Source organism: Paraburkholderia tropica (genome assembly GCF_014171495.1).
Taxonomy (GTDB): domain Bacteria; phylum Pseudomonadota; class Gammaproteobacteria; order Burkholderiales; family Burkholderiaceae; genus Paraburkholderia; species Paraburkholderia tropica.
In genome coordinates this window covers 1532409-1551591 of record NZ_CP049136.1, presented here as the reverse complement: position 1 = coordinate 1551591, position 19183 = coordinate 1532409, and the positions used below count along the sequence as shown (strand labels likewise).

19 protein-coding genes are annotated in these 19183 nt (G+C 67.3%); 16 read left to right on the top strand and 3 right to left on the bottom strand.

The genetic code is table 11. The features are described from left to right. Positions 1–6: 6 nt before the first annotated feature. The 6 genes from G5S35_RS30465 (at position 7) to G5S35_RS30440 (ending at position 6719) form a co-directional block, all read left to right on the top strand. Positions 7–1056 (top strand): ABC transporter permease subunit, encoded by a 1050-nt coding sequence (locus tag G5S35_RS30465; protein WP_065058491.1) that lies wholly within the window; start codon positions 7–9, stop codon positions 1054–1056. A gap of 14 nt (positions 1057–1070) precedes the next feature. After that, on the top strand, positions 1071–2207 hold the full coding sequence (locus tag G5S35_RS30460) for an ABC transporter permease (RefSeq protein WP_183039724.1): 1137 nt from the start codon (positions 1071–1073) through the stop codon (positions 2205–2207). Next, positions 2204–3829, top strand: a complete 1626-nt coding sequence (locus G5S35_RS30455; protein WP_074983649.1) for an ABC transporter ATP-binding protein — start codon at positions 2204–2206, stop codon at positions 3827–3829. Before G5S35_RS30460 ends, G5S35_RS30455 begins: the two co-directional genes overlap by 4 nt. Before the next feature lie 105 nt (positions 3830–3934). Then, positions 3935–4546 carry an RNA polymerase sigma factor gene (locus G5S35_RS30450; RefSeq protein WP_183039723.1) on the top strand — a complete coding sequence of 204 codons (612 nt, stop codon included), beginning with the start codon at positions 3935–3937 and terminating at the stop codon, positions 4544–4546. A 16-nt stretch (positions 4547–4562) separates the two neighbouring features. Continuing rightward, positions 4563–4859 (top strand): hypothetical protein, encoded by a 297-nt coding sequence (locus G5S35_RS30445; RefSeq protein WP_065058487.1) that lies wholly within the window; start codon positions 4563–4565, stop codon positions 4857–4859. 69 nt (positions 4860–4928) lie between these two features. Further along, complete coding sequence (locus tag G5S35_RS30440) at positions 4929–6719, top strand: ABC transporter transmembrane domain-containing protein (protein WP_065058485.1); 1791 nt, start codon at positions 4929–4931, stop codon at positions 6717–6719. An 85-nt stretch (positions 6720–6804) separates the two neighbouring features. Here the strand turns inward: G5S35_RS30440 and G5S35_RS30435 are convergent, their stop codons facing one another. Next, positions 6805–7143, bottom strand: a complete 339-nt coding sequence (locus G5S35_RS30435) for a hypothetical protein (protein ID WP_065058484.1) — start codon at positions 7141–7143, stop codon at positions 6805–6807. 322 nt (positions 7144–7465) lie between these two features. On the opposite strand from G5S35_RS30435, the gene G5S35_RS30430 reads away from it, so the two are divergent. The 3 genes from G5S35_RS30430 to G5S35_RS30420 all read left to right on the top strand — a co-directional run bounded on the left by G5S35_RS30430 (position 7466) and on the right by G5S35_RS30420 (position 8868). Then, positions 7466–8317 (top strand): nickel/cobalt efflux transporter, encoded by an 852-nt coding sequence (locus G5S35_RS30430; RefSeq protein ID WP_065058483.1) that lies wholly within the window; start codon positions 7466–7468, stop codon positions 8315–8317. A gap of 74 nt (positions 8318–8391) precedes the next feature. Further along, positions 8392–8664, top strand: coding sequence for a metal/formaldehyde-sensitive transcriptional repressor (locus tag G5S35_RS30425; RefSeq protein ID WP_065058482.1), 273 nt, complete (start codon positions 8392–8394; stop codon positions 8662–8664). 3 nt (positions 8665–8667) lie between these two features. Beyond that, on the top strand, positions 8668–8868 hold the full coding sequence (locus G5S35_RS30420; RefSeq protein ID WP_065058480.1) for a DUF1289 domain-containing protein: 201 nt from the start codon (positions 8668–8670) through the stop codon (positions 8866–8868). Positions 8869–8890: 22 nt separating this feature from the next. Here the strand turns inward: G5S35_RS30420 and G5S35_RS30415 are convergent, their stop codons facing one another. Beyond that, the gene (locus G5S35_RS30415) at positions 8891–9475 is read right to left on the bottom strand and encodes a TetR/AcrR family transcriptional regulator (RefSeq protein ID WP_065058479.1); all 585 of its coding nucleotides are present in this window, start codon (positions 9473–9475) and stop codon (positions 8891–8893) included. 284 nt (positions 9476–9759) lie between these two features. Between G5S35_RS30415 and G5S35_RS30410 the strand changes: the two genes are divergently transcribed. From G5S35_RS30410 to G5S35_RS30400, 3 genes are all read left to right on the top strand, one after another. Further along, entirely contained in the window at positions 9760–10422 is a 663-nt protein-coding gene (locus tag G5S35_RS30410) for a DUF3313 domain-containing protein (RefSeq protein ID WP_074983644.1), read from the top strand. An 87-nt stretch (positions 10423–10509) separates the two neighbouring features. After that, the gene (locus G5S35_RS30405; RefSeq protein WP_065058475.1) at positions 10510–10710 is read left to right on the top strand and encodes a hypothetical protein; all 201 of its coding nucleotides are present in this window, start codon (positions 10510–10512) and stop codon (positions 10708–10710) included. Between the two features lie 107 nt (positions 10711–10817). Beyond that, positions 10818–12365: a PqiB family protein gene (locus tag G5S35_RS30400; protein ID WP_183039722.1), complete on the top strand. Its 1548-nt coding sequence runs from the start codon at positions 10818–10820 to the stop codon at positions 12363–12365. Positions 12366–12395: 30 nt separating this feature from the next. On the opposite strand, the gene G5S35_RS30395 is transcribed toward G5S35_RS30400, so the two are convergent. Continuing rightward, entirely contained in the window at positions 12396–13181 is a 786-nt protein-coding gene (locus G5S35_RS30395) for an AraC family transcriptional regulator (protein ID WP_176080046.1), read from the bottom strand. Between the two features lie 262 nt (positions 13182–13443). On the opposite strand from G5S35_RS30395, the gene G5S35_RS30390 reads away from it, so the two are divergent. From G5S35_RS30390 to fhuB, 4 genes are all read left to right on the top strand, one after another. Further along, the gene (locus G5S35_RS30390; protein ID WP_074983641.1) at positions 13444–15123 is read left to right on the top strand and encodes a cyclic peptide export ABC transporter; all 1680 of its coding nucleotides are present in this window, start codon (positions 13444–13446) and stop codon (positions 15121–15123) included. After that, positions 15120–15950 carry an ABC transporter ATP-binding protein gene (locus tag G5S35_RS30385; RefSeq protein ID WP_183039721.1) on the top strand — a complete coding sequence of 277 codons (831 nt, stop codon included), beginning with the start codon at positions 15120–15122 and terminating at the stop codon, positions 15948–15950. Before G5S35_RS30390 ends, G5S35_RS30385 begins: the two co-directional genes overlap by 4 nt. Positions 15951–16075: 125 nt before the next feature. Continuing rightward, on the top strand, positions 16076–16921 hold the full coding sequence (locus G5S35_RS30380) for an ABC transporter substrate-binding protein (RefSeq protein WP_237181613.1): 846 nt from the start codon (positions 16076–16078) through the stop codon (positions 16919–16921). After that, the gene (gene fhuB / locus G5S35_RS30375) at positions 16914–18956 is read left to right on the top strand and encodes a Fe(3+)-hydroxamate ABC transporter permease FhuB (RefSeq protein ID WP_237181611.1); all 2043 of its coding nucleotides are present in this window, start codon (positions 16914–16916) and stop codon (positions 18954–18956) included. The genes G5S35_RS30380 and fhuB overlap by 8 nt, the downstream gene beginning before the upstream one ends. Positions 18957–19183: the final 227 nt, after the last annotated feature.

The window sequence follows — 19183 nt, the reverse complement described above, 5'->3', positions numbered from 1 at the left end:
CGCATCATGATCGCCTATATCGGCCGGCGTCTCGCGTTGATGATCCCCACGCTGCTCGGCGTGCTCACCGTCACTTTCATCATCATGCAGTTCGTGCCCGGTGGCCCCGTCGAGCAGGTGATGGCGCGCCTGCAAGGCACGTCGATGCATGGCGAGGGCGGCGGCGGCAACGGCGGCTATCACGGCAACGAAGGCGTCGATCCCGCGCAGATCGCGGCGATCCGCCACGAATTCGGTTTTGACCAGCCGCCGCTCACGCGTTACGTTCGCATGCTCGCGCATTACGCGCGCTTCGATCTCGGCCAGTCGTTCTTTCAGCATCGCTCGGTGTGGGAGCTGATTCGCAGCAAATTGCCGGTGACGGTCACGCTCGGCAGCTTCACGCTCGTGCTCACCTATCTGATCGCCGTGCCGCTCGGCATTGCGAAGGCGCTGCATCGCGGCACCGCGTTCGACTTCGCGACCAGCGCCGCGCTGCTGGCCGCCTATGCGATTCCCGGCTTCGTGCTCGGCGTGCTGCTGATGATGCTGTTCGGCGGCGATCTGTTTCTACATGTGTTTCCGCTCGGCGGCTTCGGCTCGGAAGGCCATGACGCGCTGCCATTCGCGCAACGCGTGCTCGACCGGCTCTGGCATCTGGTGCTGCCGGTGACTGCGTCGGTGACCGGCAGTCTCGCGGTGGTCTCGCTGCTCACGCGCAACGCGTTTCTCGACGAGCTCGCGCGCCAGTATGTGCTGACCGCGCGCGCGAAAGGCGCGGCGCGCAGCGCGGTGGTCTGGCGGCACGTGCTGCGCAACGCGCTGCTGCCGCTCGCGACCGGCCTGCCCGCCGCGTTCATCGCCGCCTATGTGAGCGGGAGTTTGCTGATCGAGACGCTGTTCTCGCTCGACGGCGTGGGCCGCCTTTCGTACGACGCCATCGTGGGCCGTGACTATCCGGTCGTGCTCGGCTCGCTGTTCGTGTTCACGGTGGTCAGTCTCGTCGCGCGGCTCGCGGGCGATCTTGCCTACGCGCTGATCGATCCGCGCATTCATTTCGGCGGCAACGGCCGCTGACTTCGGGGTTCTGCATGGAAGCCATCACACCGCTGCGCGACGAGGCGCAGCCCGCGTTCGACGATGAAAAAACGGCCGCACCGGACCTTGCGGCCGCCGCGCCTGATGCACCCGCATCGACGCCATTCTGGCAACGTCTGCGCCGCCAGCGACTGGGCTGGGCGAGCCTGATCGTGTTCGCCGTGCTGTTCGCCGCCAGCCTCTGCGCGGGCGCGATCGCCAACGACCGGCCGCTCGTCGCGCGCTATCACGGCCACTGGCTGTTCCCGGCGCTGCACGTCTACGCCGATCGCGACTTCGGCGGCGCGCTGCCCACCGAGGCCGATTATCTCGATCCCTTCATACGCGACCAGTTCTCGCGCGACGGCAATTTCGCGCTCTACGCGCCGTGCCCGTTCCGCTACGACACCGTGAACTATCACTCGGCGCGACCGTTTCCCGCGCCGCCATCGGCGCAAAACTGGCTCGGCACCGACGCCTATGGCCGCGACGTATTCGCGCGCGCCCTCTACGGCCTGCGCAGCTCGGTGCTGTTCGCGTTCGCGCTCACGCTCAGCGGCGCGCTGATCGGCGTGCTCGCGGGCGCGTTGCAGGGTTATCACGCGGGCCGCGTCGACCTGCTCGGCCAGCGTCTGATCGAAATCTGGAACGCGCTGCCCGACCTCTATCTGCTGATCATTCTGTCGTCGATCTTCGAACCGAGCCTCGCGCTGCTGTTCGTGCTGCTCGCCGCGTTCGGCTGGATCACGCTGTCCGATTACGTGCGCAGCGAATTCCTGCAAAAGCGCGCGCTCGATTACGTGCGCGCCGCGCGCACGCTCGGGCTGTCCGACTGGCAGATCATGTGGCGGCACATTCTGCCGAACAGTCTCACGCCCGTCATCACGTGGCTGCCGTTTCGCATGAGCGCGGCGATTCTCTCGCTCGCGAGCCTCGATTTCCTGGGGCTCGGCGTGCCGCCGCCCGCGCCGAGCCTCGGCGAACTGCTGGCCGAAGGCAAGGACCATCTCAACGCGTGGTGGATTTCGGCGACGGCGATTGCCGCGCTGGTCGTCACGCTGCTGCTGCTCACGTTTATCGGCGATGCGTTGCGCGAATCGCTGTCGACCGATCGTCATCGCGCGCACGACAACACCCAGGAGCGTTCATGACGACGCCAGTTCTCGAAGTCGACGGCCTCGACATTCGTATCGGATCGCGACGCATCGTCCGTGGCATCGATCTGACGATCGCGCGCGGCGAACGCGTGGCGCTGGTCGGCGAATCGGGCTCGGGCAAGAGTCTCACGGCGCTCGCGCTGCTCGGTCTCGCCGACGCCGCGCAGGTCAGCGGCAGCGTGCGGCTGGCGGGCCAGGAACTGCTCGGCAAGAGCGAGGCGCAATGGCGCGCCGTGCGCGGCGGCGACATCGCCATGGTGTTTCAGGAACCGATGACCGCGCTCAATCCGCTCTGGAGCATCGGGCGGCAGATCGGCGAAAGCCTGCGTCTGCATGCGAATCTGCGCGGCGCGGCCGCGCGCGAACGTGCGATTGCGCTGCTGCGGCGCACCGGCATTGCCGAACCCGAGCGCAAAGTCGACTGCTATCCGCACCAGTTGTCGGGCGGACAACGCCAGCGCGCGATGATCGCGATGGCGCTCGCCTGCAACCCGCGCCTCTTGATCGCCGACGAACCGACCACCGCGCTCGACGTGACCGTGCGCCGCCAGATCGTCGATCTGCTGATCGAGCTTCAGGAAGCCGACGCGGACGGGCGCGGTCTTGCCGTGCTGCTGATCACGCACGACCTGCATCTGGTGCGGCGCTTCGCGCATCGCGTGGCCGTGATGCAGCATGGCGCGATTGTCGAGCAAGGCGCGACCGAGGCGCTGTTCGCGGCGCAGCGGCATCCTTACACGCGCAAGCTGTTCGACAGCGCGCCGCGCCGCACGCTCGCCCCAGTCGCCGACGACGCGTCGCGCGTGCTCGCCGTCGACGGACTGCGCGCCGGCTATCGCGCGCGGGCGCCGGGCTGGCGCGGCGTGCTGCGTGCGGGGACGAGCGCGGTGCTCGACGGCATCGACCTGCATCTGCGCGCGGGCGAAACGCTGGGCGTGCTCGGCGAGTCGGGCTGCGGGAAATCGACGCTCGCGGCGGCCATCGTCGGGCTGGTGCAGCCGGTGGCGGGCACGATCCGCTTTGCGGGGCTGAATGGACTCGATGGCGCGCCGCAATCACCGCCACGTCGCGTGCTCGCCGCCCACGTGCAAATGGTGTTTCAGGACCCGTTCGGCTCGCTCGCGCCGCGCCTGACCGTGGGCGAGATCGTCGAGGAAGGACTCGCGCTGCATCATCCGGATCTGCCCGCCGATGCGCGGCGCGCGCGCGTGGCGGCGCTGCTGGCCGAAACCGGCCTGCCCGCCGACGCAGCCTCGCGGCTGCCCGCCGCGTTTTCGGGCGGCCAGCGCCAGCGCATCGCGATTGCGCGTGCGCTTGCGGTGAATCCGCGCATTCTCGTGCTCGACGAACCGACGAGCGCGCTCGACGTCTCGATCCAGCAGCAGATTCTCGCGCTGCTCACGACGCTGCAACGGCGTCACGGCCTGAGCTACGTGTTCATCAGCCACGATATCGACGTGCTGCGCGCTGTTTCGCATCGCCTCGTGGTGATGCACGGCGGCAAGATTGTCGAGACCGGCGACACGCTCGCGGTGCTCGACGCGCCCGCGCACGCCTACACGCGCAAGCTCGTCAGCGCGGCGCAACTGGCGCCCGCCAGTCTCGCGGCGGCGTAATCCCCGCGTAATCTTTCGCGCACGCAGGGTTGGGCCACGCCGGCGGCCCAACCCGATCTTCGGCGGGTGTCACAATATTCCCCTTCCCGAATCGTCTTCACGGGTATGGAACCGCCGCTCACCCCGAACCCGCTGCCCCATCCGGACCTACCGGACCGCGACATCGCCGACACCGTCGCCCGCGAGCGTCCGAGGCTGCGCAGTTTCATCCGTCGCCGCGTGATCGACCAGGACGAAGCCGAGGACATCCTTCAGGACGTTTTCGAGGAACTCGTCGAGGCCTGGCGACTGCCCGAGCCGATCGAACAGGTCGGCGCGTGGCTGTTTCGCGTCGCGCGCAACCGGATCGTCGACCGTTTTCGAAAACGCAAGGAAGTCCCGCTCGCCGATCTCGGCGGCGGCATCGGCCAAAGCGGCGCGGAACCCGGCGACGATCACAGCGACTACCGCCTCGACCTCGCGCTGCCTTCGGCCGACGGCGGCCCCGAGGCCGCGTACGCACGCGCGGCGCTGCTCGACACGCTGCGCGACGCGCTCGACGAACTGCCCGCCAGCCAGCGCGAGGTGTTCGTCGCGCACGAACTGGACGGGCGCAGCTTCAAGGAACTGGCCGCCGCGACCGGCGTGGGCGTGAACACGCTGCTGGCGCGCAAGCGTTACGCGGTGCTGCATCTGCGCGAGCGTCTGCGGGCGTCGTGGGACGGCTATGACATCTGAACCGAAGGAGAACAACATGCAATTTCGCCGCAAGATTTTCGCCAGGATCGTGGTGGTGCTGGCCATCGTCGCGCTGCTGGGCTGGGTCGTCATGAGCCTGTGGAACTGGATCGTGCCGTCGCTCGTCGTCGATGCGCACGCCATCGACTATCCGCGCGCCATCGGCCTGCTCGTGCTCTGCCGGATTCTGTTCGGTGGATTCCGCGGCCACGGCGGCTGCCGCCAGCGCGGCAAATGGCGTCAGTGGAAACAGTGGCAAAGCATGACGCCGCAAGAGCGCGAACAGTTGCGCAACGGGCCGCTGCCGGACTGACATCGCCCGCAGCGCCGCTGCGTGTATCGTCACGCTTTCCTTCTCATTCGCTCGACTCCGAGACTTGCCATGCCAGAAGCCGCCGTCCGCTCGTCGCGCGTCGCCCCGCTGTTTGCCCTGTTGCCGTTCCTGCGCCCCTATGCCGGGCGCTGGGCGCTCGCCTTTCTCGCGCTGCTGACCTCGGCGGGCGCGACGCTGGCGCTGCCCGTCGCGTTCAAGTATCTGATCGATCGCGGCTTCGCCAGCGGCAACCGCGCGCATATCGATCGCTATTTCATCGCGCTGTTCGTCGTGTCGCTGATCCTCGCGGCCGCCACCGCGCTGCGTTTCTACTGGGTCTCGTGGCTCGGCGAGCGCGTGACGGCCGATCTGCGGCGCGCGGTCTACACGCACGTCATGCGCATGAGCCCACAATTCTTCGAAACCACGCAGACGGGCGAAGTGCTCTCGCGCCTCACCACCGACACCACGCTGATCCAGGCCGTGGTCGGCACCAGCCTGTCGCTCGGCCTGCGCAACGCGCTGCTGACCGTCGGCGGCGTGACGATGCTGGTGGCCACCAGCCCGGTGCTGTCCGGCTACATCATTGCGACGCTGATCGTCGTGGTGCTGCCGATCGTCGTGTTCGGGCGGCGGGTGCGGCGGCTCTCGCGCGCGAGTCAGGACAAGGTCGCGAATGCGAGCGCGCTGGCCGGCGAAGTGCTCAATGCGATGCCGACCGTGCAGTCGTACACGCAGGAAGGCTACGAGACGAAGCGCTTCGGCGGCGCGGTCGAAGCCGCGTTCGACACCGCGCTCACGCGCATCCGGGCGCGCGCGAGCCTGACGGCCGTGGTGATCGTGTTCGTGTTCGCGGCCATCGTGTTCGTGCTCTGGCTCGGCGCGAAGGCGGTGCTCGCGGGCAGCATGACGGGCGGCCAGCTCTCGCAGTTCATTCTCTACGCGGTGTTCACGGCGGGCGCCGTGGGCGCGGTGGCCGAAGTCTGGGGCGATCTGCAGCGCGCGGCGGGCGCGACCGAGCGGCTGTTGCAGTTGCTGGCGGCGCGCTCGCCGGTGGAAGAAGCCGACAAGCCCGTGCCGCTGCCCGCGCAGGGCGACGGCATCCGTTTCGAGAACGTGGGCTTTTCGTATCCGTCGCGGCCTGGCATCGCGGCGCTCGCGGGCTTTTCGCTCGATGTGCGACCGGGCGAGCATGTCGCGCTGGTCGGGCCGTCGGGTGCGGGCAAGACCACGCTGTTCCAGTTGCTGCTGCGTTTCTACGATCCGCAGTCGGGCCGCATCCTCATCAACGGCGTGCCGACGCGCGATGTGACGCTCGCCTCGTTGCGCCAGGCGATCGGCGTGGTGTTGCAGGAATCGGTGATTTTTTCGGGCAGCGTGCTCGACAACATCCGCTACGGCATGCCGGACGCCACGCTCGACGAAGTGCGCCGTGCCGCCGACATGGCCGCCGCCGCCGGGTTCATCGAGCAATTGCCGGAAGGCTATGACACGTTCCTCGGCGAGCGCGGCGTGCGGCTCTCGGGTGGACAGCGCCAACGCATCGCGATTGCCCGCGCGATTCTCAAGGACCCGCCGATTCTGCTGCTCGACGAAGCCACCAGCGCGCTCGACGCCGCCAGCGAACGGCTCGTGCAGACGGCGCTCGACAACGCCGCGCAGAATCGCACCACGCTGGTGATCGCGCATCGGCTGGCGACCGTGCAGCAGGCCGACCGCATCGTGGTGCTGGAGCATGGCCGCATCGTCGCGCAAGGGCGTCACGCGGATCTGCTCGAAAGCTCGCCGCTGTATGCGCAACTGGCCGCGTTGCAGTTCGGCGATGCCACGGCGAAGCTTCAATCCGCGGCGCACGAATAAGTCACGACGTGCCGCACTTCGGGCGCTCGCATCGCGCGAGCGCCTGCTCTCTTCCCGCCGCGTTTGTCCAGCTTGCCTGGCGTGTCTAGCGCTGGGCGTTCAAGCCCAGCAAACGCTGGCATTCCGCACGGCTCTGCCCCGCCGCCCGCTGATCCTCGCTACCGAGCTTGTTGAAGCGCGCCAGCGCGTCGTTGGCGGCCGCCGGGTTGTATTCCTGCTTGTGCAGCGCGTAATCGGAGTTGCCGTTTTCGACCATATCGCGCATGTCCTTGCGCGGATCGTCGGTGCCGTTGTTCTTCACCAGACAGAACAGCACGGTGTAATAGTCGCGCTCGGCGGGCGTGTAGCGCGGGCGCAGGAAGTGCGCCAGCGCTGCCGCCGAAAGAATCAGGCACAGCAGCGCAATCCAGCGTTTTTTCTTCATGGAATTCACATCGATGCGACGCGCGTCGCAAGCGGTGACGGCCTCGCGTCAGGGCACGGCGCGCGCTCGGGAGTCAGCAGACGGCAGGCGCGCGCGAGGCGCGGCGACTGCCCGAAAAGAGCCTGGATTATAAGCGCATCGAGAAATGCCCCGCAACGAAACGGGCGCGAGAATCACGGGGAAATAGCGCAAACCAGTGCGAATTAGTATACCCCCTCACCCTATTTGTGTAATATACCCCCTACCGTATATTAATCGTCTCGATGAGACGTGGCGCGGCGCGCGCCGCAGCCAGCTAGCCAGTCATCCAGGAAACCGCAGCATGATGGACTTTTCGCATCTTCTTTCGCAGGGCGCCTCCAGCGCCTGGCTGTTCATTCCGAGCGCGATCCTGCTGGGCGCGCTGCACGGATTGGAGCCGGGCCACTCGAAAACGATGATGGCCGCGTTCATCGTGGCGATTCGCGGCACGGTTGGGCAGGCGGTGTTGCTGGGCTTGTCGGCGACGCTCTCGCATACCGCCGTGGTGTGGGCCATCGCGCTCATCGGCATGTATTTCGGCCGCAACTGGAACGCCGCAAGCAGCGAGCCGTGGTTTCAGGTGGCCTCGGCGGTGCTGATCGTCGGCGTCGCGGCATGGATGATCTGGCGCACCTGGCGCGAGCAGCGCGCGGCGCATGAGCACGAGCATGGACACGCGCACGGCCATCACCACCACGATCACGATCATCATGATCACGATCATCACGGCCATGATCACCACCACGCCGACCTCGATGCGTCCTCCACCGAGTACCAGGACGCCCACGAACGCGCGCACGCGAACGACATCCGTCGCCGCTTCGCGAATCGCGACGTCACCACCGGCCAGATCGTCATGTTCGGCCTGACCGGCGGACTCGTGCCGTGCCCCGCGTCGATCACCGTGCTGCTACTGTGCCTGCAACTGAAGCGTTTCGCGCTGGGCGCGTCGCTCGTGCTCTGCTTCAGCATCGGACTTGCGCTGACGATGGTCGTCTCCGGCACGCTGGCGGCGCTGAGCGTCAAGCACGTGTCGAAAAAATGGAGCGGATTCGGCGATTTCGCGCGCAAAGCGCCGTATTTCTCCGGCGCGCTGATCCTGCTCGTCGGCCTGATCGTCGGCTATCAGGGTTTGACGGCGCTCGCGGCCTGATGTCGCGGCGCGTAGCGTAGTCCCCCTCGCTATAGGCAGCGGTATACTCGGGTTTCCATCCGTCGAGGTCAGGCATGAGTCACACGATTCGCGAAAAACAGAAGCTGCTCAACCGCGTGCGCCGCATCAAGGGGCAAGTCGAGGCCATCGAGCGCGCGCTCGAAGACGAGCGCGGCTGCATGGACGTGCTGCAACTGATCACCAGCAGCCGCGGCGCGATGAACGGCCTGCTCGCCGTGGTGCTGGAGGATCACATCCGCACCCATCTCGTCGATGCCGAACCCGCCGACGAACACGGCAGCGGCACCGAGCAGCTGATCGAAGTCGTCCACAGCTATTTCAAGTAAGCCATGGCCGTGAAATCGCCGTGCATCGAACTCTGTGCGTTCGATGGCAAAACCGGTTTGTGCACGGGCTGTTACCGCACGCGCGAGGAAGCGCGTGGCTGGAAGAAGATGACCGACCATCGGCGTCATCAGATCATCAACGAGCGCGCGCGTCGTCAGGCCAGGATCGGCCGCGAAACCGGCCCGCGCGTGAAAGGCGACTAAAAACCCGATTAAAAACGCGCGCCTACTTCGCCGTCTTGCGTTTCTTTTCGAGCGGCGCCCAGCTCGCGTCGTCCTGCAAGCGGTCGAACAGGCGATTGCGCCGCGCGCCGTCCAGTTCGGTCAAGCCGATGAGCGTGTGAAACGCCATGCCGCTGGCCGCGAAATACCGCAGCAGCGCGAGTTCCTCGTCGCGCGCTTCGCTCTCGATGGTTTTCGTCACTCGATTGTCGGTGTCGCGCACGCGCCCGAGCATCTCGGGCGATTCCACCATCACCGCCAGCATCGCGCGCGCGACGGAATTCGGCTGATTCACGGCCTCGCGAAAAATTTCGATCTGCGCATTGAGCGTGGGCTCGGCTTTTTTCGCGCCTTCCTTGCCCAGATAATCGGCCGCGATCCGCTGAAACTCGCTGAGCTGATGCTCCAGCAGCGCCTCCAGCACACCGTTCTTGGTGCGGAACTGATGCAGCAGCCCGCCCTTGCTGATGCCGCTTTCGCGCGACAACGCGTCGAACGTCAACGCGCCCGCGCCCTCCCTCGTCAGAATCGCCAGCGCGGCGGCGATGGCTTTCTTGCGGGACAGTTCGGAGCGGGTCGGGTTATCCATGTCGATTCGAGGGCGTGACTAAGAACGTGACAGCGTGACTTCGGGCATGACAGCGTCGGCGAGGGAATCGCGCGCCGATCCGCGTGAAAAGCGGCGCCTGGCGAACGGTCGGTCGGTTGCGGACATGATTGTAACCAATTCCGCCTCGCCATACAAACAAACCGGGTAGACGGTTTACATTTCTCGAATTTGCCGTTACGCTGCGTCCGCAGTGAACAGCGGTTTCTCACTGTTTCACCCAGCTTTCTTTCAGCGCCCGCTTAATCCATCCAAGGAACCTTCCGATGTTCGGCCAACGCCTCGCACTTCCCCTCGTCACGGGCACGCTGTCCCTTCTTCTTGCCGCCTGCGCCGGCGTTCAGCCGGTCGCCTACTCCGGCATCGACGCCACGCACCAGTTGCAGCCGAATCACGGCGACGACCGCAACAAAGTGCCGCTCGCCTACGGCATTCCCGTCTCCTGGTCGCGCTATACGCAGGTCGTGCTCGACCCCGTCACCGTCTATCGCGGCGCCGACGCGCAATTCGGCGACATGAAAGACGACGACAAAACCACGCTCGCCCGCTACGCGCAGCAGGCCTTCACCGAAAACCTCGGCAAACGCTTCCAGATGACGAACCACACCGGCCCCGGCGTGCTGCGCGTGAAGGTGACGCTGACCGGCGCGGAGAGCACCACGCTGCTCGTGGGTCAGGCGATGCATTTCGATATCGCCGGCAATCTCTACAACGGCGTGCAGGCGGTGCGCGGCGGCCAGGGCGCGTTCAGCGGCTCGGTGTCGTACGCGGTCGAGGTGTACGACAGCAACGATGGCCGTCTACTGAAAGCCTATGTGACCAAGCAATATCCGAATGCGATGAATCTGCCCGCGGCGTTCGGCTCGTTGAGCGCCGCGAAAACCGGCCTCGATAAAGGTGCGGAAGCGCTCGTCGCGCAAATGCATTAATCCCGCGCACCAGAACACCGAAGCACCCTGCCCGGCCACGCGAGATTCAATCGCCCGGAATCATTTAAATAATCAGGATGCCTGATCATGAAACACCTGGCGGAATTCGCGTGGTCGGCGGGCCATCCTACGCTGGTCATCACGCTCGTCTTCACGGCTGCGTATTGCGCGGTCGGCATTCCCGCGCATTGCCTGCTCGGTCCGGGCGCGCGCGACTACTACGGCACGATGGCGGGCGTCTTCGCGGCGCTCGCCTATCTGACGCTGATACTGGGCTTTCGCCCATGACCGTCGACGGCAAAGCCAGTGCCATCTGCGGCTTGTGGATTCGCGCACGCGACGCATTCGGCCGGTTCCGGCGCGCGCTCGGCGATGTCATCGCAGGGAAGCTCTGAATGTTGCGCACGATGTTTTCGCCGATGAGCCTCGCGCCGCTCATCGCCTTGCTGGCCGGTGGCCTGCTGCTCGCTCACGCGCTGTTCCCGCGCGGCCCGCAACTGACGATCGACTTCGCCAGCGGAGCCGGATTGCAGGCGGGCAAGACGCGCGTGCGCTATCGCAACGTGGAAGTGAGCGAACTCGAAACGCTGCATCTGTCGCGCGACCGCTCGCATGTGACCGCCGTGGTGCGGCTGATGGCGGACGCCGCCCGCCTCGCCACCTGCGGGACGCGTTTCTGGGTGGCGCGTCCGCGTATCGACGCCGGAGGTATTTCGGGGCTCGAAACCCTGCGCACCGCGCCGTATATCGACGTGGATATCGGCGCCGCCCGCACAACGTGCCACAGCTTTATCGGCCTGGAAACGCCGCCCGTGGTGAGCGCCGATCGACGCGGCAGCCGCTTCATTCTGCGCGCCGCGTCGCTGGGTTCGCTGCAGGCGGGTTCGCCGGTCTATTTTCATCGCGTCGCCGTGGGACAGATTCTCGGCTACACGCTGCCGAAAAACGGCCAGGAAGTCGATGTCGACGTGTTCGTGAACGCGCCGTTTGATCGCTATGTCACGTCGTCGACGCGCTGGTGGCAGGCCAGCGGAATCGACGTGCAACTCGATTCGCGCGGCTTCAACGTCGACCTGCAGCCGCTCGAAGCGATGCTGCGCGGCGGCGTGCAATTCGACTCGCCCGCCGAAGCCGCTCCGCCGTCGCACGACAGCCGCACCTTCACCCTCGCCGACAACCGCACCGACGCGCTGCGCAGCACGAACGGCCCGGCCGCGCCCGTGCAGATGCGCTTTCGCGAATCGTTGCGCGGCCTCGTTGTGGGCGCGCCGGTCGATTTTCATGGGGTGGAGATCGGCAACGTCACACGGATCGACGTCGATAACAACACCGCGCACGGCGGCTTCGACATGATCGTCAGCCTGAATCTCTATCCGTTCCGGCTCGGGCGACGCTATCGCGCGGCGCTCGGCAAAGGCGACGGCCCGGGCGGACGCGCGCTGCTGAGCGACATGATCGCGCAAGGTCTGCGCGGCCAGGTGCGCATGGGCAGCGTGCTCACGGGCCAGCGCTATATCGCGCTCGACTTTTTCCCCAAGGCGCCGCCCGTTCATTTCGATGCGAAGCGCGCGGCGGTCGAACTGCCGACGGTGCCCAACACCATCGAAGAACTGCAAGATCTGCTCGGCGATATCGTCGCGAAACTCGATCGCGTGCCGTTCGACGAAATCGGAAGGAACGTCGATGCGTCGCTCGACGGCGCGAATGCGCTACTCAAGACCCTGAACGATGAAACCGTTCCACAAACGCAGTCCACGCTGGCTTTTGCGCAGACGTCTTTTGCCGCTGCACGCACCACGCTCGAAGCGGATTCGCCCTTGCAAACCGACGTGCGCACGGCCACGACGCAACTGCGCCGGACGCTCGCGAGCGTGAACGCGCTGGCCGATTATCTCCAGCGCCATCCGGAATCGATCGTGTGGGGCAAGCCTTCGGGTCAGTGAAGGCGACGTGAGTCAATCATCCGCGCGCCGTCAACTCGACGCCAGATAGCGTTGCGGCGATTCGCCCGTCACCTGGCGGAACATGACGATAAACGCGCTCGCGCTGCGATAACCGAGATCTTTCGCGACCTGCACTACCGAATGCCCGAGCGTGAGGCGCGTGATCGCTTCCGCCACGCGCATCTGCTGACGCCAGGCCACGAAGGTCAGCCCGGTTTCCGCATGCAGGCGGCGCGCGAGCGTGCGTCCGCTCGCACCGAACTGCTCGCCCCAAAAATCGAGCGAGAGATCGCTGCCCGGGTCGTTCATCATGTGCTCGCAGAGCTTGAGCAGGCGCTCGTCGCGCGGCAAGGGCACGCCGGGCTCCGCGAGGCTGGGCGTTTCCGCCAGCACCTTCAGCATCAACGGCGCGGCGAGGCCCGCGCGGCTCGTGGCCGTATAGCTGTCCGCGCCCTCGACCAGCGTGAGCGCGAGTTCGCGCAGCAAGGCCGACACTCCGATCACGGCGGGATCTTCCCACGGCCAGGGAAACACATCGGGTTCCAGATAGATGCTGCACAGCGCCGTATCGCCGACCGCGTGCAGTTCATGATCGACATCCGACGGCAGCCACACCGCGCGCGACTGCGGCACGGTCCACGTGCGCGCGGGCGTGAGCACGCGAATCACGCCTTTGACCGCGAATACCAGTTGACCATGACGATGCTGATGCCATGTCACGCGTTCGCCGTGGCGGTAGGTCACGAGCGTCGCAGCGACCTCGCGCGGCAGCGGCGTGCGAGCCATCGGGTAGCGCTTGAGCAGAAACGACTTCATCGGACGGACGTACGGGCGCGAAAGGAAGTGGCCCATGATATTGGAAATTGACAAAAAATTGTCAAAAAATCGATATCTCCTGTCCGCCTTTAATTCGCATAAGACGGTAATCTCCTTACCCATCAAGGCTTCTGGCGGAACCCCGCCCGAAATCAATAATGCTTCTCATTCGTGGAATTACCCCGGTGGACCCTGTGGTCGATAGGGTCGATAGGGTCGACACACACGATCGCCACGCGCACGAACGACTTTTCCGCCGCTTATGCCCCTGATTGCTTCATTGATCCGCAGCTCGCGCTGGCTTCTGCCACTCGCCCTGCTCGTGAGTCTCGTGAGCGGCTTCGCGAATGCGGCGCTAGTCGCGCTCATCAACCAGGCGTTACAGGCGTCGGGCGCGCAACTCGTGCAACTGGGCGTGCGCTTCGCGCTACTCGCGGCGCTGGTGCTCGCCACGCGCGTGGGTTCGCAGACGCTCTTCATGTATCTCGGCCAGCGCGTGAAAGCGCGTCTGCGCATGCAGACGATCGGCCGCATCGCCGCGGCCTCGTTCCGCGATCTGGAGCGCTGCGGCGCGGCGCGTGCGCTCGGCGCGCTGACCCAGGACCTCGACAGCATCGTCGTGTTCTTCGTGAGCCTGCCGTCGATTGCGATGCAGGGTGCGGTGATCGCCGGTTGCCTCGCCTATCTGGGCATGCTGTCGCTGCCGATTCTCGGCGTCGCGCTCGCGGTGCTCGGCGTGGGGACGTTCGGCACGCATCTCGTCGGTTCGCGCGCGCTGCGTCATCTGCGTGCTTCGCGCGAACGCGAGGACGAGCTGTTGCGCCAGTTTCGCGCGCTGTTCGACGGCGCGAAGGAACTGAAGCTGCATCGCGCACGCGCCGAAGCGTTCGTCGGCGGCCAGCTCGCGCCGCACGTCGAAGCGGTGCGCGCGCAACGCACGCGCGGCTACGTGCTGCATGCGCTCGCGGCGAGCTGGGGCAATCTGCTGCTGTTCGGCTTCGTCGGCCTGACGATCTTCGTGCTCGCGCGCCTGTTCGACGCCGATGCGCACGTGATGTCCGGTTACGCACTCGTCTTTCTCTACCTGATCATGCCCGTGGAAGGCCTGCTGGCGGCGCTGCCCGCGATCAGTTCGGCGCGCGTGGCGTTCGAGCGGATCGGCAAGCTCGAAGCCGCGCTGCCACCTGAACAGGGTCGGCTTGCCGATATCGGTACAAATGTCGCGCAAGCCGCTCAGCCCGCGTTTTCGCGCATCGCGCTCGAAGGCGTCGAGCATCGTTACGTGCGCGAAAACGAGGACGGTTTCTTCACGCTCGGCCCGATCGATCTGACGTTTCGTGCGGGCGAAACGGTGTTCCTCGTCGGCGGCAACGGCAGCGGCAAGACCACGCTCGCGAAACTGCTCGTCGGCCTGTATGCGCCCGAGCGCGGCCGTCTGCTCGTCGACGGCGCGGCCGTGGACGACGCGACACGCGCCGCTTATCGACAGTATTTTTCCGTGGTGTTCAGCGACTTCCATCTGTTCGATTCGTTGCTCGGCTTGAGCGCCGGACGCGAAAACGCGGCGCGCGCGCTGCTCGTCGCGCTGCAGCTCGACCACAAGGTGCGGATTCAGGACGGCGCGTTTTCCACGCTCGCGCTCTCGCAGGGACAGCGCAAACGCCTCGCGCTGCTGGTCGCGTTTCTGGAGGATCGGCCGTTCTACGTGTTCGACGAATGGGCCGCCGATCAGGACCCGGCCTTCAAGGACGTGTTCTATCGCACGCTGCTGCCGGAGCTGAAAACGAAGGGAAAAACGGTGCTCGTGATTACGCACGACGATCGGTATTTCGATCTCGCCGATCGTCTGATCAAGCTCGACAGCGGGCGGATCGGCGCGACGCATTCCAGCCTCGCCGACGGTAACGGCCACAGCGGCAACAACATGGCGAGCGCAGCATGAACGCGATCCTGCACAACGCGGTTCACGAATCAGCGCACGACACGGCAGGCACGCAGACGGCCTTCGCGCTCGAAGGCGTCGCGTTCGCCGCCGGTGGCCGCACGCTGCTGCATCCGCTCGACCTCACGATCGAGCACGCGCGCGTGACCGGTCTCGTCGGCCACAACGGCTCGGGCAAATCGACGCTCGTCAAACTGCTCGCGCGCCAGCTCGATCCCGCCGCCGGCACGATCCGTTACGCGGGCCGGCCGCTCGCACAGTGGAGCGCCCGCGAGTTCGCGCGCCAGGTCGCGTATCTGCCGCAGCAAACGCCGCTCACCGACGGCATGACCGTGCGCGAACTCGTCGCGCTCGGGCGCTATCCGTGGCACGGCGCACTGGGCCGTTTCAGCGACGACGACGCCGCGTGGGTCGAGCGCGCCATGCGCGCCGCCGACGTGCTCGCGCACGCCGATCGTCCCGTCGATGTGCTCTCGGGCGGCGAGCGCCAGCGCGCGTGGCTCGCGATGCTGGTCGCGCAGGACTGCCGCTGCATGCTGCTCGACGAACCGACCGCCGCGCTCGACATCGGCCATCAGCTTGCGGTGCTCGACCTCGTGCGCGCGCTGTGCGCCTCGGGCGCGATGAGCGCGGTCGTCGTGCTGCACGACGTGAACATGGCCGCGCGCTTTTGCGACCGCATCGTCGCGCTGCGCGAGGGGCGCCTGCTGATGCGCGAGCGCGCCGCCGACATCATCGACCCGCTGCGGCTCGAATCGATTTACGGCGTGCCGATGAGCGTGAGCGTCGATCCGTCGAGCGGGCGCCGTCTGGGGTTTCCGGCATGAGCGCGCACACCACGAATCCGCGCCGCCGTCGCGTGCTCGCTGCACTTGGCGCGCTGGCGTCCACATCAAGCTTCGGCGCGACGCCGCCTCGTGCACCTCGTTCGCCTCGTTCACCCCGGCGGATCGTGGTCCTCAACTGGGAGCTGACCGAAACGCTGCTCGCGCTCGGCCGCGCGCCGGTCGGCATTCCGCTGCCGGACTGGTACGCGAGCGGGATCGTCGCGCCGCCGCTGCCGCCGGGCGTCGTCGACGTCGGGCTGCTCTATCAGCCGAATTTCGACGTGCTGCTCACGCTCGCGCCCGACCTGCTGATCGTCACGCCCGCCCACGCGGCGCTGATGACGCCGCTGCAACGCATCGCGCCGACGCTCACGCTCGGCGCGTACATGAGCGCCGCGCAACCATTCGAGGCGCTCTGCGCTGAAACGCAGACGATGGCGCGCGCGCTCGCCGCGCCGGACCATGCCATGGCGCTGATCGCCGCCACGCAACGCGGATTCACCGCGGCCGCCGACGCGATCGCGGCCACGCCGACGCGCGCCACGCGCCCGGTGATCGTCGCCGAAGCGCTCGACGAGCGGCACTTTCGCGTCTACGGCGCGGGCAGTCTGTTCGACGCTGTGCTTGCGCGCATCGGCCTGCGCAACGCCGCGAATCCGCGTGACGCGGCGGGTCGTCCACAGGACGCGCCCTGGCCAACCAACGCGGCGGGCTCGGCCACCGTCGCGCTGCAACGCCTGTTCGACGTGCCGCAGGCGGACATTCTGCTGGTCGGTCCGCTGCACGACGACCTGCGCGCCGCGCTGGGCGCGAGCCCGCTGTGGCGCGCGCTGCCCGCCGTGCGCGAACGGCGCGTGTCGGTGCTGCCGGTGATCGCCGCGTTCGGCGGCCTCGTCTCGATGCAGCGCTTCGCCGCCGCCCTTCCCGTGGCGCGGGCCACGCTCGACAACGGCGGAGGCGGCCTTGCGTAACCTCGCGCGTCGTCCCTTCCTTGAGCGCGCCGCGCTGCCGCGCGACTGGCGTTGGCCGCTGGTCGGCGCGCTGTTCGCGCTCGCCGCGTGCCTCGCCGCCGCGGACGTGCATCGCGTGCTCGCGGGCGCGCCGTTCTGGAGCGCGCTCACGCTGCCCGCATCGATCAGCGCGCAGGACATCGGCGCGGTGCTGGTCCACGACAGCCTGCTGCCGCGCATCGCGACGACATTGCTCTGCGGCGCCGCGCTCGGCCTCGCGGGCACGCTGATGCAGCAGGTGCTGCGCAATCCGCTCGCCGAACCGATGACGCTCGGCGTGTTCCCGGGCGCCTATCTCGCGCTCTCGATCGCGACGATCTGGATGCCGGGCTGGCTCGCGCTGGGCCGCGACACGCTGGCGCTCGCGGGCGGCGCGATCGCCATGCTCGCCGTGTTCGCGCTGGCGTGGGCGCAAGGCATGTCGCCGCTCGGGGTGATCCTCGGCGGCATGGTGGTCAACCTGTATTGCGGCGCGATCAGTCTCGCGATTTCGGTGGTGCATTTCGACCGGCTCGCCGGCCTGCAGATCTGGGGCGGCGGCGCGCTCGACCAGAGCGGCTGGCAAGCGGCGCTGCATCTGACCGTGCGGCTCGCGCTGTGTCTTGTCGGCGCGGTGCTGCTCTACCGTCCGCTGAGTCTCTTCGATGCGGGCGACGCCACGGTGCGCAATCTCGGCGTGGCGGTCGGCTGGATGCGCGGCGCGGCGCTGTTCGTCGCGGTGGCGCTCACGGCGTTCGTGGTCGCCGAAGTCGGCGTGATCGGCTTCATTGGACTGGCTGCGCCGCTGCTGGCGCGTCTGGCGGGCGCGCGGCGTCTGCGCGACCGGCTCGTCTGGGCGCCGCTGACCGGCGCGGCCCTGCTGTGGCTCACCGATGAAATCGTGCGCTTCGCCGCGCGCGCCGACGTGTTTGCCGCCCATCTGATCGCGACCGGCAGCGTGACCGCGCTTGTTGGCGTGCCCTTGCTCATCGCGTTGCTGCCGCGTTTGCGCACGCGGCCCGACACCCATGCGCCCCACGCTCCGCACCACAATTCACTCGCGCCGCGCGCGCTGCCGCTGCTGTGGGCCATGCTGCTGCCGCTCGTCTGCGTGCTCTCGCTGATGGTGTCGCGCAGCGCCGACGGCTGGAGCATCGCGACGCGCGCGCATATCGACGCGCTGCTGTTCTGGCGCGTGCCGCATCTCGTCGCGGCGCTCGCGGCGGGCAGCCTGCTCGCGACCGCGGGCACACTGCTGCAACGCATGACCGCCAACCCGATGGCGAGCCCCGACCTGCTCGGCGTGGGATCGGGCGGCATGTTCGGCATGGTCGTCGTGCTGTTCCTGAGCCAGCGCATTGTTCCCGCCGCGCTGTTCGCGGGCTGCGTCGCCGGGGCGTTCGCGACACTGCTGCTGTTGCTGTGGTTCGGACGGCGCGCGCGCTTCGCGCCCGAGCGCCTGCTGCTGGTCGGCATTTCGATCAGCGCGCTGTTTCAGGCGGTGGTCGGCGCGCTGATGTCGAGCGGCGACCCGCGCGCGGGCGTGCTCGTCGATCTGCTGATCGGCTCCACGTATTACGTCGCGCCCGGCATCGCGTGGAGCATGGCCGCGCTGGCGCTGCTCGCGCTCGCCGTCGCGCCGCTAACCGCGCGCTGGCTCGGCACGCTCGCGCTCGGCGCGGATGCCGCCGCGAGCCTCGGCGTGCCGGTGGGCCGCGCGCGCTTCGCGCTGCTGCTGCTCGCCGCGCTGGCCACGGCGGCGGCCACCGTGGTGGTCGGCCCGCTGTCGTTCGTCGGCTTGATCGCGCCGCATATCGCACGCTTTTCCGGCGCGCGGCGTCCGATGCCGCAGCTCTATCTCGCGGCGACGCTCGGCGCGCTGCTGATGGTCTCGGCGGACTGGCTCGGGCGGCAAATCGCGTTTCCGCAGGAAGTGGCGGCGGGCCTCGTCGCCACGCTGCTCGGCGGGCCGTGGCTCGTCGCGCTCGTGGTGCTGCGCGGCCGTCGAAGCGCGTAGGCAAATCAAGGGCAAACGGGGCCCTCAAAACACCCGTCCATAACGATCGTCCCTCGCATTTTTTTACAGCCCGCCTTTGAGCGGGAGGAAGTCGTTCGGCCTTTTTCAACAGTGGGATGATTGACGATGACAACGAGAATAGACCACCGTGGTGCGCAGCGCGCACCGGCTTCGGGATGGTGGAGGCTGGCGCCTCGCCGTGTAACGCGCGCCGCGCCGCGCTTCGC